Origin of the sequence: Vibrio algivorus, from assembly GCF_030161215.1 — a bacterium.
Classification (GTDB): domain Bacteria; phylum Pseudomonadota; class Gammaproteobacteria; order Enterobacterales; family Vibrionaceae; genus Vibrio; species Vibrio algivorus.
Window position 1 is genome coordinate 15,378 of record NZ_BSPV01000001.1, and the last position, 26,167, is coordinate 41,544.

Annotated in this window: 25 protein-coding genes; 12 read left to right on the plus strand and 13 right to left on the minus strand. The window is 43.5% G+C overall.

All coding sequences use genetic code 11. The annotated features are described in order from the left end of the window. The first annotated feature begins 24 nt into the window (after positions 1 to 24). The 5 genes from hemE to QQJ93_RS00085 all read left to right on the plus strand — a co-directional run bounded on the left by hemE (position 25) and on the right by QQJ93_RS00085 (position 6,034). Positions 25 to 1,092 carry a uroporphyrinogen decarboxylase gene (gene hemE, locus QQJ93_RS00065; protein WP_089124747.1) on the plus strand — a complete coding sequence of 356 codons (1,068 nt, stop codon included), beginning with the start codon at positions 25 to 27 and terminating at the stop codon, positions 1,090 to 1,092. A gap of 244 nt (positions 1,093 to 1,336) precedes the next feature. After that, a complete protein-coding gene (locus QQJ93_RS00070; RefSeq protein ID WP_179949217.1) occupies positions 1,337 to 2,725 on the plus strand; it encodes a TolC family protein in 1,389 nt (462 codons plus the stop codon). Then, entirely contained in the window at positions 2,725 to 3,714 is a 990-nt protein-coding gene (locus QQJ93_RS00075) for an HlyD family secretion protein (RefSeq protein ID WP_089124746.1), read from the plus strand. Before QQJ93_RS00070 ends, QQJ93_RS00075 begins: the two co-directional genes overlap by 1 nt. Then, positions 3,714 to 4,868 (plus strand): ABC transporter permease, encoded by a 1,155-nt coding sequence (locus tag QQJ93_RS00080; RefSeq protein WP_089124745.1) that lies wholly within the window; start codon positions 3,714 to 3,716, stop codon positions 4,866 to 4,868. The genes QQJ93_RS00075 and QQJ93_RS00080 overlap by 1 nt, the downstream gene beginning before the upstream one ends. Then, positions 4,868 to 6,034 carry an ABC transporter permease gene (locus QQJ93_RS00085; protein WP_089124744.1) on the plus strand — a complete coding sequence of 389 codons (1,167 nt, stop codon included), beginning with the start codon at positions 4,868 to 4,870 and terminating at the stop codon, positions 6,032 to 6,034. Before QQJ93_RS00080 ends, QQJ93_RS00085 begins: the two co-directional genes overlap by 1 nt. Here the strand turns inward: QQJ93_RS00085 and QQJ93_RS00090 are convergent. Together QQJ93_RS00090 and QQJ93_RS00095 are read right to left on the minus strand one after the other, a co-directional pair. Further along, complete coding sequence (locus QQJ93_RS00090; RefSeq protein ID WP_089124743.1) at positions 6,012 to 6,590, minus strand: uracil-DNA glycosylase family protein; 579 nt, start codon at positions 6,588 to 6,590, stop codon at positions 6,012 to 6,014. The genes QQJ93_RS00085 and QQJ93_RS00090 overlap by 23 nt on opposite strands. Next, on the minus strand, positions 6,590 to 7,531 hold the full coding sequence (locus QQJ93_RS00095) for a D-2-hydroxyacid dehydrogenase (protein ID WP_089124742.1): 942 nt from the start codon (positions 7,529 to 7,531) through the stop codon (positions 6,590 to 6,592). Before QQJ93_RS00095 ends, QQJ93_RS00090 begins: the two co-directional genes overlap by 1 nt. A 118-nt stretch (positions 7,532 to 7,649) precedes the next feature. On the opposite strand from QQJ93_RS00095, the gene QQJ93_RS00100 reads away from it, so the two are divergent. From QQJ93_RS00100 to QQJ93_RS00110, 3 genes are all read left to right on the plus strand, one after another. Then, the gene (locus tag QQJ93_RS00100) at positions 7,650 to 8,243 is read left to right on the plus strand and encodes a YjaG family protein (protein ID WP_089124741.1); all 594 of its coding nucleotides are present in this window, start codon (positions 7,650 to 7,652) and stop codon (positions 8,241 to 8,243) included. Between the two features lie 267 nt (positions 8,244 to 8,510). Continuing rightward, positions 8,511 to 8,783: an HU family DNA-binding protein gene (locus QQJ93_RS00105; RefSeq protein ID WP_027695367.1), complete on the plus strand. Its 273-nt coding sequence runs from the start codon at positions 8,511 to 8,513 to the stop codon at positions 8,781 to 8,783. An 88-nt stretch (positions 8,784 to 8,871) separates the two neighbouring features. Then, positions 8,872 to 9,603 (plus strand): DUF1481 domain-containing protein, encoded by a 732-nt coding sequence (locus QQJ93_RS00110; RefSeq protein ID WP_089124740.1) that lies wholly within the window; start codon positions 8,872 to 8,874, stop codon positions 9,601 to 9,603. 254 nt (positions 9,604 to 9,857) lie between these two features. On the opposite strand, the gene purD is transcribed toward QQJ93_RS00110, so the two are convergent. The 4 genes from purD to malI all read right to left on the minus strand — a co-directional run bounded on the left by purD (position 9,858) and on the right by malI (position 14,434). Next, positions 9,858 to 11,153, minus strand: a complete 1,296-nt coding sequence (purD, locus tag QQJ93_RS00115; protein ID WP_089124739.1) for a phosphoribosylamine--glycine ligase — start codon at positions 11,151 to 11,153, stop codon at positions 9,858 to 9,860. Positions 11,154 to 11,336: 183 nt separating this feature from the next. After that, complete coding sequence (gene purH, locus QQJ93_RS00120) at positions 11,337 to 12,929, minus strand: bifunctional phosphoribosylaminoimidazolecarboxamide formyltransferase/IMP cyclohydrolase (protein ID WP_089124772.1); 1,593 nt, start codon at positions 12,927 to 12,929, stop codon at positions 11,337 to 11,339. A 221-nt stretch (positions 12,930 to 13,150) separates the two neighbouring features. Beyond that, positions 13,151 to 13,354 carry a hypothetical protein gene (locus QQJ93_RS00125; protein WP_089124738.1) on the minus strand — a complete coding sequence of 68 codons (204 nt, stop codon included), beginning with the start codon at positions 13,352 to 13,354 and terminating at the stop codon, positions 13,151 to 13,153. Positions 13,355 to 13,411: 57 nt separating this feature from the next. Continuing rightward, positions 13,412 to 14,434, minus strand: a complete 1,023-nt coding sequence (gene malI, locus QQJ93_RS00130) for a Mal regulon transcriptional regulator MalI (RefSeq protein WP_089124737.1) — start codon at positions 14,432 to 14,434, stop codon at positions 13,412 to 13,414. Positions 14,435 to 14,706: 272 nt separating this feature from the next. Here malI and malX point away from each other — a divergent pair, with 272 nt between their 5' ends. Both malX and QQJ93_RS00140 read left to right on the plus strand, forming a co-directional pair. Continuing rightward, positions 14,707 to 16,287, plus strand: a complete 1,581-nt coding sequence (gene malX / locus QQJ93_RS00135; protein WP_089124736.1) for a maltose/glucose-specific PTS transporter subunit IIBC — start codon at positions 14,707 to 14,709, stop codon at positions 16,285 to 16,287. Positions 16,288 to 16,355: 68 nt separating this feature from the next. Beyond that, entirely contained in the window at positions 16,356 to 17,531 is a 1,176-nt protein-coding gene (locus tag QQJ93_RS00140) for a MalY/PatB family protein (protein ID WP_089124735.1), read from the plus strand. A 37-nt stretch (positions 17,532 to 17,568) separates the two neighbouring features. Here the strand turns inward: QQJ93_RS00140 and QQJ93_RS00145 are convergent, their stop codons facing one another. Then, positions 17,569 to 18,501 carry a DMT family transporter gene (locus QQJ93_RS00145; RefSeq protein WP_089124734.1) on the minus strand — a complete coding sequence of 311 codons (933 nt, stop codon included), beginning with the start codon at positions 18,499 to 18,501 and terminating at the stop codon, positions 17,569 to 17,571. Positions 18,502 to 18,660: 159 nt separating this feature from the next. On the opposite strand from QQJ93_RS00145, the gene QQJ93_RS00150 reads away from it, so the two are divergent. Beyond that, entirely contained in the window at positions 18,661 to 19,482 is an 822-nt protein-coding gene (locus QQJ93_RS00150) for an AraC family transcriptional regulator (protein WP_348542209.1), read from the plus strand. Positions 19,483 to 19,653: 171 nt separating this feature from the next. After that, a complete protein-coding gene (locus QQJ93_RS00155; protein WP_089124733.1) occupies positions 19,654 to 19,833 on the plus strand; it encodes a hypothetical protein in 180 nt (59 codons plus the stop codon). An 82-nt stretch (positions 19,834 to 19,915) separates the two neighbouring features. On the opposite strand, the gene fis is transcribed toward QQJ93_RS00155, so the two are convergent. From fis to accC, 6 genes are all read right to left on the minus strand, one after another. Next, positions 19,916 to 20,212, minus strand: a complete 297-nt coding sequence (fis, locus tag QQJ93_RS00160; protein WP_027695356.1) for a DNA-binding transcriptional regulator Fis — start codon at positions 20,210 to 20,212, stop codon at positions 19,916 to 19,918. A 260-nt stretch (positions 20,213 to 20,472) separates the two neighbouring features. Next, a complete protein-coding gene (dusB, locus tag QQJ93_RS00165) occupies positions 20,473 to 21,441 on the minus strand; it encodes a tRNA dihydrouridine synthase DusB (RefSeq protein WP_089124770.1) in 969 nt (322 codons plus the stop codon). A gap of 150 nt (positions 21,442 to 21,591) precedes the next feature. Then, entirely contained in the window at positions 21,592 to 22,479 is an 888-nt protein-coding gene (gene prmA, locus QQJ93_RS00170; protein WP_089124732.1) for a 50S ribosomal protein L11 methyltransferase, read from the minus strand. Positions 22,480 to 22,611: 132 nt separating this feature from the next. Continuing rightward, complete coding sequence (panF, locus tag QQJ93_RS00175; protein ID WP_089124731.1) at positions 22,612 to 24,075, minus strand: sodium/pantothenate symporter; 1,464 nt, start codon at positions 24,073 to 24,075, stop codon at positions 22,612 to 22,614. Beyond that, positions 24,068 to 24,352: a YhdT family protein gene (locus tag QQJ93_RS00180; protein ID WP_089124730.1), complete on the minus strand. Its 285-nt coding sequence runs from the start codon at positions 24,350 to 24,352 to the stop codon at positions 24,068 to 24,070. Before QQJ93_RS00180 ends, panF begins: the two co-directional genes overlap by 8 nt. Before the next feature lie 419 nt (positions 24,353 to 24,771). Continuing rightward, positions 24,772 to 26,118, minus strand: a complete 1,347-nt coding sequence (gene accC / locus QQJ93_RS00185) for an acetyl-CoA carboxylase biotin carboxylase subunit (RefSeq protein ID WP_089124729.1) — start codon at positions 26,116 to 26,118, stop codon at positions 24,772 to 24,774. Positions 26,119 to 26,167: the final 49 nt, after the last annotated feature.

A 26,167-nucleotide genomic window follows, 5' to 3' on the forward strand; every position in this document is an offset into this window, starting at 1 on the left:
GCCCCAAATTTTTAGGATAGAAAAATGACTGAATTGAAAAATGACCGTTATCTACGTGCTTTATTAAAACAGCCGGTAGATTACACGCCAGTATGGATGATGCGCCAAGCCGGTCGTTATTTGCCTGAATATCGCCAAACACGCAGTGTTGCGGGCGACTTTATGTCTTTATGCAAAAATGCCGAGTTAGCTTCAGAAGTCACACTTCAACCATTACGTCGTTTTCCCCTGGATGCGGCGATTCTGTTTTCTGATATTTTGACAATCCCAGACGCAATGGGACTAGGGTTATACTTTGAAGCTGGTGAAGGCCCTAAATTTGAGCGCCCGATTACCTGTAAAGCTGATGTTGATAAAATTGGTTTGCCCGATCCAGAAGGTGAACTGCAATACGTGATGAATGCGGTTCGCCAAATTCGTAAAGACTTACAAGGTGAAGTGCCGCTGATTGGTTTCTCTGGCAGCCCTTGGACGTTAGCGACTTACATGGTGGAAGGTGGCAGCTCTAAAGCCTTCACTAAAATCAAAAAAATGATGTACGCCGACCCTGCTATTTTGCATGCACTTTTAGATAAGCTGGCCGATAGTGTCATTGAATATTTGAATGCCCAAATTAAAGCCGGAGCTCAATCTGTGATGGTGTTTGATACTTGGGGTGGTGTATTAACCCCGCGCGATTACAATGATTTTTCTTTGCAATACATGCATAAAATCGTCGATGGCTTAATTCGTGAGAATGACGGTCGTCGAGTACCGGTGACGCTATTTACTAAAAATGGTGGTATGTGGCTTGAGAAAATTGCTGCTACAGGTTGTGATGCGGTTGGTCTTGATTGGACGATTAACATTCAAGATGCGGCGGCTCGTGTGGGTGATAAAGTAGCACTACAAGGCAACATGGATCCGTCAATGCTGTATGCTCAACCTGAACGTATTCGCCAAGAAGTCGCTTCGATTCTTGAAGGTTTTGGTGATGCTGGTACTGGGCATGTATTCAACCTAGGTCATGGTATTCATTTAGATGTGCCGCCAGAAAACGCCGGCGTCTTTGTTGATGCTGTGCATGAGTTATCTAGGCCGTACCATAAATAACTATCAATCATCTTCGTATTGAAAATAAATAATAAAAAACGCAGCTTTAACTTTGGCTGCGTTTTTATTTATTTGTGTTTTCATATGGTTATTTCAATGGTTGTTCATTGATATGGTTAATGTGATGGTGATCTAGATCTCATTTTTTGTCAGTGCATTACTGCAAAATAACTGCTCGGATCTGTCTATCAATCTACGACCTATAATTAGTCGTCAGCACCTACTATGGATAAGTAACAGACACATGTATCGATTCAAATCTCCCCTTGCCATTTTTGTTCTGCCGCTACTTCTATTGATGCCAACGTCTGGTTGGGCGCAAAGCGTGACTTTTTATCAAGCGTGGCAATCACTACTTAGCAATAATGATGGTTTAGCTGCAGAGCGTGCTAGTGTTGAGCAGGCTGAATATAAGCAGCAAGCAGCTGGCGCGATGAACTTACCAAGCATTACCTTAAGTGCCAATTACACCCGTTTAGATGATGATATTGAAGTATCCCCATCTGAGTTGGCGGACAGTACTTCAGTAGGCTCTAGTGCTTTAACTCAAGCCTTTGATGGTATGTTGACTTCTACTTTGGTGGAGAAAGATGTTTTTACCAGTTCAATTCGTGCTATTTGGCCTATTTTTACTGGTGGACGGATTTCTGCAACTCAAGATATTGCCAAAGCGAAATCCGAAGAAGCCAAGTATCTGTTAGAGATGAAGCAACAAGGTAAATTTGAAGATTTATCGAAATACTATTTTGGTGTGGTGTTATCCCAACAAGTACTCGAGACTAGACAAGAAGTCGAGCAAGGCTTGAAAGAACACTTTGATCATGCGGTTAAAATGCAAGAGCAAGGACAAATTGCTCGTGTGCAGCGTCTACAAGCAGAAACTGCGTACCATAAGGCGCAAGTTGATACCAAAAAAGCACAGCGCGATCTGGAAATTGCCCAAATGGCGCTGACTAACTTGATTAAAGCGCCCGCACTGGCAGAGCCTTCTACCCATCTTTTTATTAATGAAAGCCTACCACCGATGCAAGCCTTTATGGATAAAACCCTGCAAAGTTACCCTGGCTTGAGTATTTTGGATGCTAAAGAACAACAAGCCAGTGGATTGGTTGATGTGGAGAAAGGAAAATATTATCCAGAAGTTTATCTCTACGGTAATTACAACTTATACCAAGATGACACTTTAGTTGGCGATAATACCCCAGATTGGTTAGTGGGGGTTGGCGTGAGTATTCCTCTATTGGATACGTCGGGTCGCTCTGAAAAAGTCAGCGTTGCCCATAGTGCCATTAAGCAAGTTGGTTATTTACGCGCACAAGCCAAACAAGATTTATCTTTGCTGGTGGAAAAAACTTATCGCGAAGCTAATCAAGCGCTAGAAGAATATAATGGCTTAGCCTCGAGTGTCAGTATGGCCAGTGAAAATATTAGCTTGCAGAAAAAAGCCTTTAGTCAAGGACTTGCGACTTCTCTGGATGTAGTGGATGCGGAGATGTATTTAAACAGTATTAAAACCCAACGTTCAGCAGCAGCTTATCAATATGTTCTTTCTTTATCGCGCTTACTGGCGATCAGTGGTGAAGTCGATAGTTTTAATCTATACCAACAACATCAAGGATTAGAGGTTCAATAATGCGCTCACGTAAATCGATTATTTTTATTGGTGTTGTGGCTTTAGTTCTAGTCTGGTTGGCTTATACCTTTTGGCTTGCCTATCAACCTAAAGCGGAACGTTTTCAAGGTCAGATTGAAGCGCAGCAATATTTGATTTCATCGAAAGTGCCGGGGCGCATAGATCAAGTGTTGGTTAAAAAAGGTGATCAAGTTAAGTCGGGTCAGCAAATTTTCACCATTTTAAGCCCAGAGATTGAAGCCAAACTAGCGCAAGCGAAAGCCGCTCAAGGCGCAGCGGGGGCGATGGTAGATCAAGCAGAAAAAGGCGCACGTACTCAAGAAGTTGCCGCGGCACAAGATCAATGGCGTAAAGCTAAGGCAGCTTCTAGCTTGATGGAAAAAACCTACCAACGTGTGCAAAACTTGTATCAAGATGGTGTTGTCGCTGAGCAAAAACGTGATGAAGCCTATACCCAATGGCAAGCCTCGTTATATACCGAACGTGCGGCATATCAAATGTACCAAATGGCGCAAGAGGGGGCTCGTGATGAAACGAAGCGCGCCGCCAAGCAGCAAGAGAAACAAGCGGCAGGTGCAGTGGCTGAGGTCGAGGCCTATGCAGCCGATACTCAAGTCGCCAGTTGGCATGATGGCGAAGTGAGCGATATTTTGCTGCATTCAGGTGAGTTAGCACCACAGGGATTTCCTGTTGTGACGATTTTAGATATGCAGGATGCATGGGCAATTTTCCATGTTCGTGAAGATAAATTACAACAATTTAAACAGGGCACCGAGCTCAGCCTGACGATTCCTGCTTTAGGTGATGAGCAATATACCTTTGTGGTTTCTCATGTGGCCGTGATGGGGGACTTTGCTACTTGGCGCACCACCGATGCTAATCAAGGTTTTGATATGCGAACTTTTGAAGTTGAGGCTCGTCCAAATAAGCCAATCGAAGGTTTACGAGTAGGAATGAGTGTGTTGCTTGAGAATGCAGGGCTGAATTAATGTTGCATCGGCATGCACTGATTCGAGAGTGGCGACAGATAGCAACTCAACCTTGGCTTAAGGCGATGTTGTTCTGGCTACCTCTGCTGATGTTTTTTGCACTATGGTGGATATTCTCGAATGGCAGCGCCCGTGATCTTGCTATCGGTGTGGTTGATTTTGAGCACTCAAGTATGTCGCGTGGAGTGGTGCGTTATTACGATGCCAGCCCTACTTTGAAAGTCGCTCAAAGCTACACTTCGGTATCAGAAGGCAAGCAAGATCTGCAATCTGGTAAAATTTACGCCTTAGTGGTGATCCCAGATAGTCTTACTCAAGATGTATTACTAGGTCATTCTCCAACCATTACTACCTTTTATAACAGCCAATTTATCTTGATTGGTAAGTTAGTCAACGCCGCCATGCAGCAAGCTCAGGGTACCTTTAATGCGCAAATTGAAGCGGTTAAGAATCTCAGTAAAGGAGATACTGTTCCGCAACAAGCTTTAGCACAAGCTGTGCCGATTCAAACTCAAATCACCGCGTTATTTAATAGTAATAGTCATTATGGTCAATTCTTAGTCTCAGCGGCAATCCCTGCGTTATGGCAAATCTTAATTGTCGCGACTACCGTGCTGAGTTTTTCATTAGAGCAAAGAACGCAAGGTATACAGCGTTGGCTTGCGGTTACGCCTTTTCAGTCTATTGTCACCAAACTGTTGGCTTACTCTCCGTTATATCTAGCGCAAGGCGTGGTGTTTTTATGGGGAATGTACGGTTGGCTAGGTTGGCCTATGCACGGTAGTTGGGGGATTTTATTATCCGCACAAGTATTGATGGTCTTGGCTTGCCAAACAGTAGGTGCGTTATTTTTTATGATCACTTTAGATGCTACCCGTTCAATGAGTTTTGTCGCCGCGTTTACCGCGCCAGCTTTTGCGTTTATGGGGATCACTTTTCCGACTTCAGATATGCCGTTGTTAGGTCAGATTTGGCGAAGTTTATTACCAGTCAGTCACTATATTGATGTGCAAGTGAAACAGGTCAATAACGGGGTCGATTTAACGCAAGTGATGGGTTCATTACTTGCACTGAGTTTGTTTTTAACACTGTTGCTCGTGGTGTGGTTAAGAGCACGATCTTTGACGTTATCCACTAAACAGGGAATCGTATAATGAGCTGGTGGCAAGTATTTCGCTATGAAGTAAAGTCGATTTATACCAACTCGGCATTACTGCTTACGGTGTTTGGTGGGGTAGTGATGTATTCGTTTTTATACCCTCTACCTTATAGCCAGCAACTACCGCGTGAGCAATCGATTGTAGTGATCAATTTAGATAACACTTCAACCAGTCGAACACTTGAGCGAATGGTGGATGCTACGCCACAGGTACAGATCACTCAACATGCCTATAGCTTAGAAGCGGCCAAGCAGTTATTTAATCAAGGTAAGGTGCATGGCATTTTATTGATTCCTCGCCACTTTGCTCGTGATTTATTATTAGGTGAAAGCCCGACGTTAGCCTATGCCGGTGATGCCGCTTATTTCCTTATTTACGGTACAGTAGTTGAAGGGCTAGCGACCGCAGGAGGGACTTTATCGGCGCAGGCTAAAGTGTCGAGAATGGTCATGTCAGGAGAAAACTTGGTTTTGGCAGCCAATCAATATGCGCCAATTAAGTTGTCAATGCAGCCGGTATTTAACCCAACCAACGGCTATATTAATTACATAGTACCAGCGGTATTTGTGTTGATTTTGCATCAAACGCTATTAATTGCCGCAGGCTTACTCGGTGGAGGTCTTAATGAGCAACGCCAAGCTAAGAAAACTGGATATTGGCAAGATTGTTCGGCCTTTGATATGTGGTCGGCACGAGCGCTGATTCTATTACTGACTTATATTCCATTAGTAATGTACTACTTCGGCTTTAGTTTCGAGTTTTATGGCATTAGTCGCCTAGCTTCTATTTCCCATTTATTTGCACTGATCATTCCATTTTTATTAGCAGTGATTGGTTTGGGGATGGTGATGGGAGAATTAATCCCGCGTAAAGAGCTAGCGACTTTAATCGTGGTATTGAGCTCTTTGCCTTTAGTTTTTTGTGCCGGTTTTGTCTGGCCGACTTCAGAGCTGCCAAGTTTACTTAAATGGTTAGCACAATTAGCACCCTCTACCCCTGCAATTAATGGTTTTTTGCGTCTTAACCAAATGGGCGCAAGCTTCGAACAAGTTCTTCCTTATGTTTGGCAGCTCTGGGCACAAGTTGCGATCTACGGTGGCTTAGCGCTGTGGTTAATGCAGCGTAAAGCGAAATCGACTAGAGTTGTAGTTCAGCAATAATGCTTTGCAGATGCGGGACGAGCTGTTGTTCAAACCAAGGATTCTTCTTGAGCCAGATATTATTGCGTGGCGAAGGGTGCGGCAAAGGTAGATATTTAGGCAGATACTGCTGCCAAGCTTGAACTGTCTCGGTTAAGGTTTTGGGTTTATTCGCTAAGTAATAATCTTGCGCATATTGGCCTATTAATAAGATCAGTTCAATATTTGGCAATTGTTCCAGTAGTTGTGCATGCCATTGCGGCGCGCATTCTTTACGTGGTGGTAAATCGCCACTTTTGCCTTTTCCCGGATAACAAAACCCCATTGGCATAATGGCGAGAAAGTGGGGATCATAAAAGAGCGTTTTATCAATCCCCATCCACTGGCGTAAACGCTCACCACTGGCATCATTGAAAGGAATGCCAGTTTGATGAACCTTTAATCCAGGTGCTTGACCAATAATTAATATCTTTGCATCTGGGTGAGCTTGTACTACTGGCCGACATCCATCGGCAAGCGATTTAGCACAAATTTGGCATTGTTGAATGTTATCTAATAGCGAAGTAAAGCTAGCCACTAATAACCTCGACTAAAATCCACTTGATTTAATAAGGGCTGTTGATTTTGCCAGCGTTGCATATTCTGCTCAAAAATATCGAAAACCTGTTGAGGAAAGCTATTAGCAGCAATATGCGGAGTAATGCTGACATTAGGATGCTGCCAATACGCGCTTTCTTGCGGTAACGGCTCTTGCGGAAAAACATCCAAATAAGCGTGCGCAATCCAACCCTTTTCTAAAGCCAGTAACAAGCCATCATCATCGACCGCCGTTCCTCGGCCAATATTAAATAATAGAGCCGATTGGCAATGTGATAAGTGTTGAGCGTTTAAAATATGATAAGTCTGTGGCGTGCTCGGTAGGGCATTAACGACCACATCGGCTTGGGCTAATGCTTCATCGAGTTGCTCGGTTGAGTAACATTGGCTGAACATTGAGCCTTGTGGGATCAGACCTCGACTATTAACCCCAATCGCAACAAATCCCAATGCCGATACGCATGATGCGAGTTGAGTACCAATGGAACCTGTACCAAGGATTACGGCTTTTTTGCCCATCACAGACTGGTATTCAATAGGTTGCCATTTATTTTGAGCTTGTAATTGTTGGTATTGATTCAAGTGTCGGAAGTAGCTCAAGCTATAACCTAAAACATACTCACTAATAAGCTGCCCAAAAATTCCTTTCACATTGGTGAGAGTGTAGTCTTGGCGTAGTTCCGGTTTAGTGAGCTTATCAATACCGGCATAAGTAGCTTGAGCCCATTTTAGATTGGTGAGCTCATCAAGGTATTTAGCCAGAAGGGGTGGATCGGCCAAAACGATGTTCGCTTGTGATTTATCTTGAGTAATCGCGATATGTTTTAAGCTAGATTGTTGTAATAAATCTAGGTAATCCTGCTGCTGTTTTGATGCAATATACAATAATGGGGTAGCAGATGTTTCGGCAGTTGGTTTCATTAAACTATACTAAGCTCCATGCTTTTTTTAGGTAAACCGAATGCTTTTTCAAGTAAACGATACGGTTATCAAGTACACTTCCCATGTCTGGTATTATTTGGAATGAGTTAACGTAATTATGCTACAGAATCCCCTTCAAGTCCGCTTAGAAAAATTCGTCCCTTGGCAGCAAATGACTTTCATGGCCTGTTTATGTGAGCGTATGTATCCAAACTACGCTTTATTTTGTGAAAACACCGAATTTGCCGATGCGCGAAAATACCGTGAAATTTTAGACAGTGTTTGGGAAGTTCTAACGGTTAAAACTGCCAAAGTGAATTTCGAACGTCAACTTGAAAAGCTAGAAGAGTTGATCCCAAGCTCAGAAGACTATCAATTCTATGCGGTATACCCTGCGATTGATGCCTGTATAGGTTTATCTATTTTGTTGCATGCTCTACTTGACCGTGAAGAAATGTTTGAAGCGATGATCGACTTAAGCCAAGTATCGGTTAAGACGGTTGCGCAACTTGAAGAAGCACAAGGTAGTGATGAGATCACCAACGAGAATCAAAAACAAAATGAAGCGGTTTGCCAAGAATGGGATGTTCAATGGGCATTATTCCGCCCATTACGTGAATCAGAAGTTCGCGATATTGATTTGATTAAAGAGTTACGTATTGAGCTACGTGAAGAAGGCATTAGTAATATTGGGATTAGTGTTGAACATTAATGTAATCAAATTGACAAAAAAGATTATTTTAATGAATGTAGTGTCACTTAAATCAAGAAAGCATTAATAGTTTAAAATTCATCATTTTGTATCTGATTTTCCTAAAAAAATACAAAATGTGAGTTAAAGCTCAAATTATGGTCAAAATTACGTCATAAGATCAAAAGAAGTGCCACAAACCTTTGCCAGACGGGGCCTTTATGATTTAGAGTGACTTCAGACCTTAAACAATACGATCTTCAAAAATAATGAGAAGGGAAACCTAGAATGAACAAGACTCAATTAATCGATGCTATTGCTGAAAAAGCAGACCTATCTAAAGCTCAAGCTAAAGCGGCTCTTGAAGCAACTCTTGAAGGCGTAACTGGCGCTCTTAAAGATGGCGATCAAGTGCAACTAATTGGTTTTGGTACTTTTAAAATTAACCACCGTGCAGCTCGCACTGGCCGTAACCCTAAAACAGGTGCTGAAATCCAAATTTCTGCAGCAAATGTTCCAGCATTCACAGCCGGTAAAGCACTAAAAGACGCTGTAAAATAATTTTACTTTGTCTTGATAATTTGCAACTCGCACCCAGCGGTTGTTTGTGTATATACTACGCTGAGTGTCTTCTCAGCGTAGTTTTTTTATGAAACGTAGTTTTTTTTCCATACTTACTTTATCTTTGCTTGCTGGTTGTTCATCACCTGGCTCGTGGACAGATCATATCAGCAGTAAATTCTCAGGCTCAGTTGAGTCCGCCGAATTATCCGGTGGCGAATTAGAAGGCACTTCAAAAGCTTTCTATTGGTATACTCGAGCGCTATCCAAACCTAAAGTTGCATCAGATTACGTTCAATTACCTGGTAATGCTTGGTATAAAAGTAGTTACCAATGGCAAGATGGCACTATTAAAGAGATTGTTCGTGAAGGTGAAATACAACAAAGCAGTGATGGATTAAAACCTTTTCTCGTTCATATTCGCTTTAGCGCTGAAGGCGAGGCGATTTATCAGCGTTATCGTTTAGATAATCAAGTACTACCATTAAACCAAAAAGATTTAGATTATTACTCGCAACAAGCGGAAGACTTAGTCAAAAAAGTCGATGATATTCATGGTCAAGGTTTCGAGTTAATTCAAGGGGTATGGAATGGCAGTGCTTTCGACTCATGCGATGGTGTTCAATATGATAACTTGCAGTTCGATCAAGTTGCGAATATATCCCCGGTACTAAAAGAACGAATTAAAAGTTTAAATAGTTATGCTGCATTTATTGGTTATAAAAATAAAAAGAGTAAAACCCTGACGGTTGAGAAGCTATTATTGTTGGATGAACCTACTCATGGCTGTATTCAGCGAGCTCATCTTATTATGAATTAATCTATACCCGTCGCACTTGAAGCTGCAGCTTTGTTGTCGGCGTTCATTCGCCCCAATCATATCGACGAGCTATGCTCGCTCATGGGGCCTCATTCACTTGTCGCCTCACTGCAACTTCAATTACTTTGGGTATATTGTCTTTACATATAAAAAAGCGCGCACTTCATAAAAGTGCGCGCTTTTGCTTTTTTATGCGACTAGGAATTTATACCAATCGTATTAATTATCTGATCACCTAATTAGTGTGATTGGTATTATTTTTGCTCTTGTTCACGAGCAATTGCCCGATAACCGATATCATTGCGATGGAACATACCATTCCAGCTTACTTGTTTCGCGAGCTGATAAGCACGTTGTTGCGCTTCTGAAACCGTATTACCTAGTGCAGTGGCACATAGTACGCGGCCGCCAGCGGTCACGACATCGCCATTGGCATTATTACTGGTGCCGGCATGGAAGATTTTCTCACCTTCTACTTCAGCGCCTGCTGGTAAGCTGATCACATCACCTTTGGCGTAATCACCTGGGTAACCGCCAGCGGCTAATACAATACCGATTGACGCGCGAGGATCCCAATGTGATTCCGCTTCATCTAATTTTTCATCAATCGCCATTAAACACAGTTCAACCAAATCAGATTGCATACGCATCATGATAGGTTGGGTTTCTGGATCGCCAAAGCGGCAGTTGTATTCGATGACTTTAGGTGTGCCATCAGCCATGATCATCAGGCCTGCGTAAAGGAAACCAGTGTAAGGATAACCTTCTGCATCCATGCCACGTACGGTTGGGTAGATGACTTCATCAAGTACGCGCTGGTGGATTTCCGGTGTCACTACTGGTGCGGGAGAATACGCACCCATACCGCCAGTATTTGGGCCGGTATCTTTGTCGCCAACACGTTTGTGATCTTGGCTGGTGGCCATTGGCAGTACGCTTGAGCCATCGACCATAACGATGAAACTTGCTTCTTCGCCATCAAGGAATTCTTCGATTACCACACGGCTACCGGCTTCCCCAAAGGCATTGCCAGCCAACATATCTTGAATGGCATCTTCAGCTTCTTGTAGCGTCATCGCAACAATTACGCCTTTACCGGCTGCAAGGCCATCGGCTTTAATCACGATAGGTGCGCCTTTTTCGCGCACATAAGCCAACGCAGGCTCGATTTCTGTAAAGTTAGCATAATCGGCGGTTGGGATTTTATGACGTGCTAGAAAGTCTTTTGTGAACGCTTTAGAGCCTTCTAATTGCGCTGCCGCTTGAGTCGGGCCAAAGATAGGCAGTTTAGCCGCACGGAATGCGTCAACCACACCAATAACAAGCGGTGCTTCAGGGCCAACAATCGTCAATTCAATGCTGTTGTTTTGTGCAAACTCAACTAGACCATCAATATCTTCAACGCCAATATTGATGTTTTTAAGTTTAGGCTCAAGCGCAGTACCCGCATTACCAGGGGCAATGAATACGGTTTCAACGTCAGGGTTTTGTGCTGCTTTCCAGCCTAGTGCGTGTTCGCGGCCGCCGGAGCCAATAATTAAAATGTTCATATATGGTATCTCTTTAGCTTATCGACTCGACATTTTAGGTTACTAGTTCCTGGTTCCTAGTCCCTAGAGGTAGACGCTTTTATTAGGTCTAAAATCTTCAAGTGTATCGAGTCGTTAAGAATTTTTGAAAATTACGAGGCTCGAACCCTAGAAACTAGGGACTAGAACCTCGCTTCCTTATTTCTAATGACGGAAATGACGCATGCCGGTAAAGATCATCGCCATGCCATGTTCATCGGCAGCAGCAATTACTTCATCATCACGCATTGATCCGCCTGGTTGAATCACGCATTTAATGCCAGCTTCGGCTGCCGCGTCGATGCCATCACGGAATGGGAAGAAAGCATCCGATGCCATCACACAACCTTCGACTTGCAAACCTTCATCTGCCGCTTTAATGCCGGCGATTTTGGCTGAGTACACGCGGCTCATTTGGCCTGCGCCGACACCGATAGTCATGTCACCTTTTGAGTAAACAATGGCGTTTGATTTCACGTATTTGGCGACTTTCCAGCAGAATAACGCATCTTTTAATTCTTCATCACTTGGTTGACGTTTAGAAACCACTTTTAGGTCATCTAGGCTCACCATGCCTTGATCACGGTCTTGAACCAGTAGACCGCCATTCACGCGTTTGATATCAAATTCAGTGGTTTTGCTTGACCACTGGCCACACTCAAGTAGACGCACGTTTTTCTTCGCTTCCACGACTTTAATCGCTTCCGCTGAAACAGAAGGTGCGATAATCACTTCAACAAATTGACGTTCAACAATTGCTTGCGCTGTTGCTGCGTCTAATTCTTGGTTAAAGGCGATGATGCCACCAAACGCCGATGTTGGATCGGTTTGGTAAGCGCGGTTGTATGCTTCAAGAATGTCTTTACCTAACGCCACACCACATGGGTTAGCGTGCTTAACGATCACACAAGCTGGCTCGTTGAATTCTTTCACACATTCAAGTGCTGAGTCAGTATCGGCAATGTTATTGTAAGACAGGGCTTTACCTTGGATTTGGCGCGCAGTGGAAACGGAGGCTTCTTGAGGATTCGCTTCAACGTAGAAAGCAGCGGCTTGGTGGCTGTTCTCACCGTAGCGCATGTCTTGTTTTTTCTCGAACTGCTGATTAAAGGTGCGTGGGAATTTGCTTTCCTCATCACCTTCTTTGTTCTCTCCATAGGAAGGAACCATAGTGCCAAAGTAGTTAGCGATCATGCCATCGTAAGCGGCAGTGTGCTCAAACGCGGCAATCGCCAAATCAAAGCGAGTTTCTAGAGTCAGAGATTTGTCGTTAGCATCCATTTCTGCGATCACGCGATCGTAGTCTGATGCATTCACCACGATAGTGATATCTTTGTGGTTTTTGGCTGCCGAGCGAACCATAGTCGGCCCACCGATATCGATGTTTTCTACGGCATCTTCTAGTGTGCAGCCTTCTTTGGCAACCGTTTCAGCGAATGGATATAGGTTAACCACGACGATATCAATTGGGTTGATGCCGTGTTGTTCCATTACCGCCTCATCCGTACCACGACGGCCTAGAACGCCACCGTGCACTTTCGGGTGAAGAGTTTTAACACGACCGTCCATCATTTCAGGGAAACCTGTGTAATCAGACACTTCTGTGGCGGTGATGGCATTATCTTGTAGCAGCTTAAAAGTGCCGCCAGTGGAAAGAATTTCCACACCACGTTGAGTGAGTGCTTGAGCAAATTCTACAATACCAGTTTTGTCAGATACGCTGATTAAAGCGCGGCGAATTGGGCGAGCGTTTTCCATGGCTTCCATATTCCTTAAATCACGGAGTTAAAACAAAGATGTTTGCCAAAGTGAAACTAGAGTCAGTACCAGCATACTTTGGTAAAAATCTTAATTGTTTGAGAATGGTGGCTAATCGAACACAAAACTCCAAGATTTGTTGGCGCACATTCTAACTAACTTCAAACCAAAAAGCTCGCGCAATCGTTTGGCTTTTTTATATGTCAATAAAAATCAAAAACTTAGTCTTTGAATATGTCTCGGAAAAAGTGACCGGTTTCTTTGGCTGCGTCACGGGTAGCATGACCAATAGTTTTACCAGCCTCTTTGGTCGCTTGAGCAGCTTCACGAGCGTCTTCTTTGAACTCTTGCTTATCTTGGTGGGCACAGCCAAGTAATGTTGCTGTTGCTAGTAATATGAGAGGGTAACGAATAGAACTTTTCATGTTTCATCCTTGAATCATTGCTAAGTGGTTAAATCATAACCTGTTGTGGTGGGGTTGTTAAGCGGAGTCTCGCAGAATCATTTTGGGAGGAACAATGATCCGTTGTGGTGGTAAATTCGGTTGCTGCATTTTTCTTATGATCTGTAATCCCGCTTGTTGGCCAATGTAGTGCGTTGAGGTATCAACAAAGCTAAGTGATGGTGTAGTGAGTTCGGCTTCGGCGGCATCATCAAAACCTAATATAGCCACTTCTTGACCAATATAATTATCTTTACCTATGGTTTTTCCGGCAGCTTGTGCACCATATATAGCACCAATAGCTGTGGCAGAGCGGTGACATAATATGGCGGTTATTTTGGGGTGTTTATTGAGAAGAGCATGAGCAGCATCTGCGGCTTGTTGCTGTGTTTTACCGCATTCAACAATCCATTCATTTTTAAACGGCAAACCATATTGCATTAGAGTGGAACAATAACCACCAATACGTTCTGCACGAGTTAATGAATCTCCAGTTCCTCCTAGGTAGGCGATATGACGATGACCTTGTTCAATGAGGTGTTTTGTCGCTAAGGTGGCAGCATGAGTATTGTCAGGACCTATGTAATCAATGTTTACGTTGATATCTGCTCTAGCGATACTAATAGCAGGAATATTAGCGTGTTTAATTAATTCGAAACTGGCTTGAGCACCTTCTCGTACCGGGCAAAAAATAAGTCCAGCGACACCTTGTTGGATCATGGATTGTAGACAGTTTAATTGCTTGGTTTTGTCATCGCCAGATTGGGCAAGAAATAACATGTAGCCTTGTTTTTCTAATTGTTCACTTAATCCGGCTGTGATGCCCATATAAAAAGGGTCGGTAATGTCTTTAAGTACTAAGCCAATTAAATTAGAAGTATGAGAGCGCAAGTTAGCGGCAGCGGTATTACGTACATAGCCAAGGGTTTCGATGGCTTGATTTACTTTGATGATAGTTGCTTCAGAAATTCGTCCTTTACCGCTTAATGCTAATGATACGGTAGAGACAGAGACGCCAGCATGCTTTGCCACATCGGTGATTTTCGGTTTTGGTGTGCTCATGGTCCGCCAATGAATAAAAGTGTATTAGAGATAGATTCTTTTATCGCGATCACAAAATCAAACAATGCTTGTTTTGGTTGGAAATAACCGTGATCAAGTTTGCAAAATATATAGGTAAAACGTTTTATCCTTCATTTCTAATTTAAAAGCAATGCTGACGAGAATGTTCATTTTATTGAGTCAGCATTTTTTATAACCAAATTGATAAAACGTTTTAGCAGTCTTTTTATCAGGTTAACTAACCTATATGTGATGATTTGGAGTGACAAACTATGTCCAATACAAAGAAAAAAACCACTATGTGGGAGTTTTTCCAAAGCTTAGGAAAGACTTTCATGTTACCTGTGGCACTGCTTGCTTTTTCAGGGATCCTATTAGGGGTTGGTAGTTCATTATCGAGTTCTGCCGTGAAGGAAAGCCTACCTTTTCTTGATAATTTTATCCTTCAACTGATCTTTATGTGGATGACCAAGATTGGTTTGGTCGCATTTATTTATTTACCTGTGATGTTTGCGATAGCGATCCCATTAGGTTTAGCTCGTGAGGAAAAAGGTGTTGCCGCGTTTGCAGGTTTCGTTGGCTTTGCTGCCATGAATCTATCGGTAAATTTCTATTTAACTGTTGCGGGTGTGATTGGTAATGCGGAGCTAGAGACTGCGTATGGTGTGAAGTCGATCATTGGTATTCAATCGATTGATACCGGTATTTTAGGTGCGGTGATTGTCGGTATTATTGTCGCGAAATTACACGCTCGTTTTTATACCTACAAAATGCCAGATTCATTAGCCTTCTTCGGTGGTGCGCGTTTCGTACCGATTGTTACAGCCGTCGTGCTAGGTGTCGTTGGTCTTATCGTACCTGTAGTTTGGCCGTACTTTGCTATGGGCATTAATGGTATTGGTTCACTGATTTCTCACGCAGGTCCATTCGGTCCATTCTTGTTTGGTACTGGCGAGCGTATGCTATTGCCATTCGGTCTACATCATATTCTTGTCGCGTTAATTCGTTTTACTGAGGCGGGGGGGACTTTACCGGTATGTGGCGCAGAGGTAAGTGGCGCATTAAATATTTTCTATGCTCAGCTATCTTGTTCTGATGTGACTAACTTTGATCCACATGCAACGGCTTTCTTATCACAAGGTAAAATGCCAACGTTCCTTGGTGGCCTACCAGGGGCCGCTCTTGCTATGTATCACTGTGCTCGTCCTGAAAACCGCGGCAAAGTTAAAGCATTATTATTATCCGGTGTGGTTGCTTGTGTTGTTGGTGGTATTACCGAGCCGCTTGAATTCTTATTCTTGTTCGTTGCTCCAGCGTTGTACTTTGTGCACGCAATCCTAACTGGCCTTGGCTTTATGGTGATGGGATTATTGGGTGTGACGATTGGTAATACTGATGGCAACATTATCGATTTCTTAATCTTTGGTGTGCTGCAAGGTACTAAAACAGAATGGTACTTAGTTCCACTTGTGGCAGCAGTTTGGTTTGCGGTGTACTACGGTGTGTTCCGTTTCGCGATCACTCGTTTCAACTTGAAAACGCCAGGTCGTGAAGCTGAGAGCAATGATGAATTAACGTTTGCAGCTGAAGTGAAAGAAAGTAAGTTAGGTTACAAAGGTGACATTATTTTAGATGCCTTAGGTGGTGCGAAAAATATCACTTCTCTTGATAACTGTATCACTCGTCTGCGTATGTCGGTTGAAGATATGTCGTTAGTCAATGATGCGGTTCTTAAAGCTAATGGCGCATTAGGCGTCGTGAAGTTGGATGACCATAATTTACAAGTGGTGATCGGCCCACAAGTACATATGGTTAAGAATGAGATGCAAACACTCATGAACTCGCCTGCTTAAGGTTGTTGATTGAGAGATAAGGGTAGGGACGTTCTCTACCCTTTATTGCTATTCGGGATGAGGTAAGTATGTTTGATTTTTCTCGTGTGGTAGATCGCCACGGCACTTTTTGTACTCAATGGGACTATGTTCAAGATCGTTTTGGCCAAGCGGATTTATTACCATTTACTATTTCCGATATGGATTTTGAAACTGCGCCTTGTGTTCTAGAGGCAATAAAGCTGCGTATGGAACACGGTGTTTTAGGTTATAGTCGTTGGAATCATGATGAATTTAAAGGTGCGGTGACCCGTTGGTTTGCCAAGCGTTATGATGCCAAGCTTTCATCGCAAGATTTAGTGTATGGCCCTTCGGTGATCTACATTATTTCTCAATTAGTTCAGCTTTGGAGTAAACCGGGTGATGGTGTGTTAGTACACACTCCGGCTTACGACGCCTTTGGCAATATGTTGTCTGCTAATTATCGACAAATGCTTACTAGTCCTTTAATGAAAACTGAGACCAGTTATGAGATTGATTGGTCGCACTTTGAAGCTCAAGCTGCGCTCCCACAATGTAAAATCTTATTGCTTTGTAGCCCACAAAATCCAACGGGTCGTGTGTGGACTCAAGATGAGTTGCAACGTATGGCTGAAATTTGTCAGAAGTATGATGTCAAAGTAATTTCCGATGATATCCACATGGATATGGCGTTTGAACCTTATATTCCGTGGTCGGCAGTAGCAAAAGATCAACAATGGGCGTTGGTTAGCTCTGGATCTAAATCGTTCAATATTCCCGCATTAACGGGGGCTTATGCATTTATCCCCAATCAAGAGCATCGTGATGCCTACCTTACTCAATTAAAAGCTGCGCATGGTTTGTCATCACCTTCAATTTTAGGGGTGATTGCTCATATTGCTGCTTATCAACAAGGTGAACCATGGTTAGAGGCGTTAAAAGAGTACTTATATAGCAATCTGAGTTATGTCGCTGAGCAATTAGGTCATGAATTCCCGCAACTAAACTATCAAGTTCCTCAAGGTACTTACTTGGCTTGGATTGATTTAAAGCCACTTAATATTGATATGGATGAGTTGCAACGCCTTTTGATTGAAGAGCATAAGGTCGCGATTATGCGAGGGGATACTTATGGCAAAGAAGGTGAAGGATATGTGCGCCTGAATGTCGGTTGTCCACGCAGTAAAGTGGCAACGGGCTTAAAGGCTTTAATTGCGGCAATTAAAACTCTACAGCATCAATAAAGAAAAAGCCCTAGAGGAGTTATCTAGGGCTACCTTCTCACGAAAGATCAATGGACCCCAAATTAGAGGAAAGTTGAGGTTTAGGCTTCGGTTTATATTGAACCAACGTTAAACCGATAAAGACCAAGCCGCCGCCAATTAAATGAAACTGAGTAGGGTGCACACCAAGTAGCAGCACGCTGATGCTAGCGGTAAAAATCGGCACTAAATTCATAAATAAAGTCGCTCGTTCTGCGCCAATGAAAGCCACGCCTTTTAACCAACACCAAGGGGCAATAATCGAGGCGGCAAGAGCAGCAAAACCAACCATTGGCCAAGCGTTATTTTCAATGCCCCAATGCTGACTTGAAAATAGTAATGGGAGTTGTAATAAAGCTCCAAGCAGCACCTGACAATAGACAGCGCACCAAGTGGTTAAAGGCAGCTTCCATTTATTCAGTAACACCGAATACAAGGCATAGGCACAAGTAGAAGCAAGCATCAACATATCGCCTTGTTTTAAGCCTTGCTCCATTAATTGCAAAGGGTTTCCTTCGGTCAGCATATACAACAAACCTAAAAAAGAGATCACGGCACCGATTAAGGTGGTTTTACGTAACTGAGAACCGAGCAGCGGCACGGCAAGGAAAAGGCCAATCAACGGCATCAGAGATAGAAATATCGCAATGTTGGTAGCGCTGGTGGTGTAGGCCGCGTAATACGCCAAACTTTGGTTGAGTACCATACCCAAGGAAGCGAGTACGGTGAGTTTGATTAAGTGGTGTTTAATCACGGCCCATTGCTTTATAACCGAGAGTAAACAGAAAGGGCTGAGTACGAGTAAGGCAACAAACCAACGATAAAAAGCAATGGCCCCGGGCTCAATGGTTGCTGTTGCCATTTTGCTTACTACGGCATTGGTCGCCCAAATTGCGACGGCAACAATGGGAAATAAGCACTGAATAAATAATCTACGGTTAAATACGGTCATCATTCTTCCTCGTGGAGAGTGTTATCTACTTGCTCTTTAGTGTGTTGATAAAACGTTTTACCTTTGAGCTAGAGTGTGGCACGAAAAGTTGGAGAGCCAATAGGTTCGATCGGACAGAGAGTTGGTAGGTTCAGACAAGTTGATGTCGGAGTGAATAAAGTGAAAAACAAAAATACAGCAAGCTCAACCTTTATGCCTAAGTTAGTGGAACAATTGCCAAGCTCAGTTTTTGTGCATTACTTTCATATTGCTGGGGGTACAGAAACCATGACTCATCAGCATGATTGGGGGCAGGTGCATTTGATCAAGCAAGGTGTACTTGAGATGGAGGTCAATGGAAGAAAAATGGTCTCACCTGCTGGTTTTGCTATTTGGACTCCAGCGCATACCCCTCACCGAGCCTTTAATCGACAAGATATAGAATATTGCGCGATCAACATTGATGTTTCGTATTCTCATCGTTTGCCAAATCAGGCTTGTATGATTGCCCTGCCACCTTTAGTGCTGGCGATTATTGATGATCTAGTCTCACGCAAAGTGGATAAAATAGAAAACCACCAAGATAGGTGTTTAACTGATGTATTGCTTGTACGGTTAGCTAATGCTCACCAAGTGGATGATTTTTTGCCGACAACCACCGATCCACTATTACGACCAATATTGTCAGAACTAGAAGCCAATCCCGCTAACCATTGCTCAATGTCTGAATGGGCCAAGCGAGCCTTTACGACTGAACGCACATTACATCGGCGCTTTCAAAAGCATTTACGGATGAGTTTTAATGAATGGCGGCAGAGGTTGAAGGTAGTCACGGCCCTGCAACTGTTAAAACAGCCAACCCCAATAAATCAAGTGGCTTATCAGTTAGGTTACAGCGATGCTTCGGCGTTTATTAAAATGTTTCGTAAGCATACAGGACTCACCCCCGCAGTTTATCGACAACAAATCACCGTAACCTTAGGGCCTGTTGAACTTTCGTGATGATTTTTGCAGCGAATTATTGGGTATTTGAGCAAGGCAGAGGCTCCGTGGTGTAGCTAGCCTACACGAGGAGCCGATAACGCAGTGCAAATGACCAACAAACGCTGCCCCTTTTATCTCGAACAAAATTTAACCACGAAAGATTAACAGGCCCTAGGAAAAGGAAGCCGAATGAGTTTATTTGAAAAGTTAAAAACAGTTGTAGCAAGTATGCAAAGCCAACAGGATTTTAGTTATCTGAAAGATTTAGACCAAGCACAATTACAAAGTCTTACCACCGATGGACAATCAAAAGCAGAAAAGTATGCCGCGCAGCAGGAGTTATTACAAAGAGCGTTAAATAAACAATAGAAAGCTCATTGTGGGTTTAATGATATACAAAAAAACCGCACTCAATGAATGCGGTTTTTAGAGGTTTGAATAAGCGTAATGCTTAGTTCATGCCGTATTTTTTAAGCTTCTTACGAAGAGTACCACGGTTGATACCCATCATGTTCGCTGCGCGAGTTTGGTTACCGCGAGTGTATTGCATAACCATGTCTAGCATTGGTTGTTCAACTTCAGCTAATACTAATTCGTAAAGATCGTTAACGTCTTGGCCATTTAACTGAGCAAGGTAGTTCTTTAAAGATGCTTTTACAGAGTCACGTAGTGGCTTCTGTGTGATCTGGTCTTGTGATGTAACAGTAGTAACTGTGAATGGTTCTGAAGTCAGATTTTGTTCGAACATAATTAGTCTTAGCTCTTCGTTTTGATAGTTATAATGCAACGATACCCGTCATATTTAAAGCGACAGCGTTGTTGGCTGCGTTCACTCACCCCAATCATTTAGACGAGCTAAACTCATGGGGATTCGTTCACTTGCCGCCTAGCTGTCACTTTAACTATTTAGGGTATCTTCCCCGTTACATTTAAAGCGACAGCGTTGTTGACGATGCTTATTAACCTGAATCACTAGGCTTCATTCGCGGGTCGTCTTGCTGCGAGTGTTTAAATACTCGTGGTATAAAAATAATTTCTTAACACATCAATTTGCTGCTTAGCATCCTCGATGGCATTGAAAATACGGCGGAACTCACCTTCACTATCATGCTCTTTTAGGTACCAACCCACATGCTTACGAGCGATGCGAGGGCCTAAAAACTCTCCATAAAACTCATGAAGGGCTTGAACATGACCGATTAAGATGTCTTGCACTTCTTCTACTGGAAGCGGTGGCAAGTGTTCTCCGGTTTGTAAAAAATGCTGGATTTGGTTAAAAATCCAAGGTCGACCTTGGGCAGGTCTACCGATCATCAGAGCGTCCGCACCAGTGTAATCTAATACGAGTTTCGCTTTTTCTGGGCTATCAATATCACCATTGGCGATCACCGGAATAGAGATAGCTTGTTTAACGGCTCTAATACTGTCGTATTCTGCTTCGCCTTTGTACATACAAGCTCGCGTTCTCCCGTGGAGTGCCAGTGCTTGTATGCCACATTGCTCAGCCATTTTGGCAACTTCAACACAGTTTTTATTGTCTGTGTCCCATCCTGTGCGCGTTTTTAAGGTTACTGGAACCTCTACTGCATTCACCACCGCTTTTAATATCTGTTCGATAATATCGGGGCGTTGCAATAACGCGGAACCTGCCAGTTTTTTATTTACTTTTTTGGCTGGGCAACCCATGTTGATGTCGATGATTTGAGCACCGTTTTCAACACTAACTTGCGCAGCTTGTGCCATGAGATCAGGATCTGCTCCAGCAATTTGTACACTGCGAATGCCCGATTCGCCTTCATGTACCATGCGTTGTAGCGACTTAGATGTGTTCCAAACTTTAGGATTAGAGGACATCATTTCACTGACAGCCATACCTGCACCATATCGAAGACATAATTCACGAAACGGCCTATCGGTCACACCTGCCATTGGAGCGACGATTAGGTTATTCGGTAATGTATAGTTTCCGATTTTCAAAACAGCATCACACTTCATCTCGGCAAGGGCGCGCATTTTACGCATTTTTTCGGGGCGTGAAAAGACTAATATTTGACCATTTCACAAATAGTTTTGTAAATTGTTTAATTTTCAGTCAATTAGCCCCATAAGCGCTTTTGAAATTAATGATTACGTTCTCTTTTGGCCTGAGATTCGACACCATTCTTGTTGCTCGATAATTGGGTTAAGCTCGAAAGCATCTTGGTAGTAAGTCGCAACATCGGCTGCTTGCGAATCAAGCACGCCAGACATAGCCAATAAACCATTTGGTTTGACTAGGCTAGTGATTACGCCTGAAAGCTCGCGTAATGGCCCTGCAAGGATGTTGGCAACTACAACATCGGCAATTAAGCCTTCTGGTTGGTCTTGAGGTAGGAATAATTCTAATTGGTCTGCTACGCCGTTACGTTCAGCGTTATCTTTTGATGCCAAAATCGCTTGTGGATCGATATCAATACCAATCACTTTGGCAGCGCCAAGTTTGATGGCCGCAATCGCTAAAATGCCTGAGCCACAACCAAAGTCGATGACGGTTTTACCTTCGAGATCTAAACTTTCTAGCCACTCTAAACATACAGAGGTGGTTGGGTGAGTACCCGTGCCAAATGCCAGACCCGGATCAAGCATCACATTGACGGCACTTGGATCAGGGATTTCACGCCAGCTTGGACAAATCCATAGACGTTGACCAAATTGCATTGGGTGGAAGTTATCCATCCATTCACGTTCCCAGTCTTTGTCTTCGATTTGCTCAATTTTATAAGCAAAATCGTCGCTGAGCATTTGGCTACCTTTGATTTGGTTTAATACCAGTTGAGTATCAATTTCTGCATCGTAGAGCGCAAGGATGTCAGTTTCACCCCATAAACGAGTTTCACCCGGTAGTGGTTCAAATACTGGTGTATCTTTAGCATCTAAAAAAGTGACAGATAACGCACCCGTTTCTTCCATTAACATATCGCCAATTGCTTCAGCGTTGGTGTCGGTCGCGTTGAGTTTAATTTGAATCCAAGGCATGGAATTGATCTCTCGTCATGAATAAGAATTGAGGCGAAGTGTAGCAGATGACGACAAACTTGTAGAGATCTACTCCAATCATGGACTCAGTTTGCCATGATTGGAGTGAGAGTTATTAATAGGCGTGAAAGATTATACCGCTTGCGGACTATTGGTTTTGAGCGGGGCGGTTGGCTTGAGTTTACTGCCGACGATAAAAGCAATCAGCCCTAATAATAAGGTCGGCACAATCGCATGTACGCCGCCTAGGTCCGGTTTGAAAGTACTGAATGCGATATAAGAAAATAGTCCAATGACCATCGAAGAAAAAGCGCCGGTTGCCGAAGCGTTTTTCCAATAAAGTCCTAATACCAATGGCCATAAGAATACTGCTTGCATGCCACCAAACGCCAATAGATTTAGCCAAATGATCATATCGGGTGGATTGAGCGCAGCGACAAACACTAGTGCAGCAAAAATACCCGTTACCCATAATGATAATTTCGGTAGCGTTTTTTCGGCTTTTTCACCTTGTGCCATCGAAGGGTTAATATAGTTAATGTATAAATCTTTCAATAAGGTTGCAGAGGCTTGAATCAGTTGTGAATCAATGGTCGACATGATCGCTGCCATTGGGCCTGCTAAGAAAATACCAGCCACCACAGGCGGAAGAACCGTGATCATTAAGGTTGGCATGATTTGGTCTGGGCTACCGATATCCGGCACAATGGCACGGCCAAAAGCACCGGCTAAGTGCATGCCTAGCATCAATAGCGCTACCATAATGGTACTGATCACCATACCTTTGTGCAGGGAGTTACTGTCTTTATATGACATACAACGCACTGCAGCATGCGGTAAGCCAATTACCCCAAAACATACCAGTACCCAAAAACTCATCATAAAAGGTTCAGTTAGAAAGTGGTTTGGTCCGTAAGGGGTAATTAAGGCTGGATCTATATCGTGTAAGTCGGTCACGATTTCACCAATACTACCGCCTGCATGGACAATACCGACCAATAAGGCGATGGTACCAATAATCATCATAATACCTTGTAGGGTATCGGTCATGACGACTGCGCGAAAACCACCAATCGTCGTGTATAAGCCAACAGTAATGGCAAAAATCATCAAGCCGTGAGTATAAGAAAGACCAGTCACGGTTTGCAGCAAGCGGGCACCTCCGACAAACTGAACGACCATGGTGCCAAAGAAAGCCAATAATAAAGATAACGAAGCAAATACAACAACGCCGCGATTTTTATAGCGGGCGTACAGAATGTCGTTTAAGGTGAGTGCATTATGACGACGAGCTTCAATCGCAAATTTTTTGCCTAATACGCCAAGGGTAAGCCAAGTCGCGGGTAATTGGATCATTGCCAGTAATACCCAACCGAGCCCCATTTGATAAGCGGCTCCCGGGCCACCAATAAAAGAGCTGGCACTGGCATACGTGGCAGCAAGTGTCATGGCCAGCACAAAACCGCCCATGCTACGGCCACCGACTAGGTATTCATTTAAAAAGCCTTGTTTATTGCTATGACGGCTACTCCAAAAAGCCAGACCGAATACCGCAATAAGATATAAAGCTAATGGGATTAAAATTTGGCTATTCATGGTGATCTTCTTGTTCGATTTCTAGTGACATATCTTTATAAATCCATTTCACCATCGCGGCACACAATAAAGTAAAGACAATCGGGCCAACTACACAGGCCATTAAAAACCATAATGGAAAGCCTAAATAGAGAGCCGGCATATCCGTGATGTTTTCTGGGCTAGGTGCTAAACCATAAGCAGAAACATACCACCAGACAAAATAAGCTAATGCGAGGCCAATCGCCCACTTAGCTTCTTTGTGTGCTTGTCGATAGCGAGCCTGTAGTGTTTTCATGAGCAGCGACCTGTTGAGTGGATGAGGGAGGGCATTTTTACAAACAATAGATGGAAAAACAAATGGCATAAATGAGCGTTACTCGAATCTCGGGCGTTTTACTTCTCGTGGCTCGGAAAAGTGAAAAGATGGTGGCGAGTTGCGTGAGCGCTTCGCTTCGTGTTGCGAGTAAAAGCAAGAGCAAAAAATATTGCGAGAGGCTGATCGCACTTACACGCAACACGAGACGCGTCACTCGAAATCAGAATTCTTTTCGGCTCTTGAGCGAAGCCTCCCCAAATTCCGTTGCTTTCTTTATCGAAAAACGAGCAGCGTAGCGCCCGAGCAACGAGACTCGAAACAAAAAAAAGACCGCAGCTTTCACCACGGTCTCTTTATCTTTTCCTAGTAACTAGAGACTAGCCTCTAGCAACCGACTCTTAGTCTTGCAAACCTAGCTTTTTCTCAAGATAGTGAATGTTTGCACCACCATGTTGGAAGTTTTCATCCATCATGATGTCAAGCTGTAGAGGAATGTTGGTTTTGATGCCATCAATGATGGTTTCACCTAATGCATTCTTCATACGTGCAATTGCCACATCACGGTTTTCACCGAAAGTGATGAGCTTGCCGATCATTGAATCGTAGTGTGGCGGTACAGAGTAGCCAGCATACACGTGAGATTCCCAACGAACGCCCATACCACCTGGTGGATGGAAGTGTTGGATTTTACCAGGGCAAGGTAGGAAGCGAACTGGATCTTCCGCATTGATACGACACTCAACCGCATGGCCGCGGATCTTAATATCGTTCTGCGTGAATGATAAAGGTTGGCCAGCAGCAATACGTAATTGCTCTTTGATTAGGTCAATGCCGGTAACCATTTCAGTCACAGGGTGCTCTACCTGAATACGGGTGTTCATTTCAATGAAGTAGAACTCACCGTTTTCGTATAGGAACTCGAAAGTGCCTGCGCCACGGTAGCCGATTTCAATACAAGCACGCGTACAACGCTCACCAATGTATTGACGCATTTCTTCAGTAATACCTGGTGCCGGAGCTTCTTCCACCACTTTTTGGTGGCGACGCTGCATTGAACAGTCACGCTCACCTAGGTGAATTGCGCCACCTTGGCCATCCGCTAATACTTGAACTTCAATGTGACGAGGGTTTTCTAGGTATTTCTCCATGTAAACCATGTCATTGTTGAAGAAAGATTTTGCTTCAGAACGAGTCATTGCAATTGCTTCAACCAAATCGGCATCTTTACGCACTACACGCATACCACGACCACCGCCGCCACCAGAGGCTTTGATGATAACTGGGTAGCCAATGCGTTTTGCAAAGGCGCGGTTTTTCGCATCGTCATCGTCTAACGGGCCATCTGAACCCGGCACACAAGGTACGCCTGCTTTTTTCATAGCGTTGATAGCAGAAACTTTGTCACCCATAAGGCGAATAGTTTCAGCTTTCGGGCCAACGAAAATAAAGCCAGATTTTTCAACTTGTTCAGCGAAATCTGCGTTTTCAGATAAGAAACCGTAGCCTGGGTGAATCGCAACTGCACCAGAAACCTCTGCTGCAGAAATAATGCGAGGAACATTTAAGTAGCTGTCGGTACTACGGGCAGGACCAATACAAATGGTTTCATCTGCGAGTAGTACGTGTTTTAAATCACGGTCAGCCGTTGAGTGAATGGCGACCGTTTTAATGCCTAGCTCTTTACATGCGCGAAGAATACGTAGGGCGATTTCGCCTCGGTTCGCGATGACTAATTTATCTAGCATTTTATTGCCTCTTGTTACCGTGTTAATGATGTGAGATCTGTTTGAGACA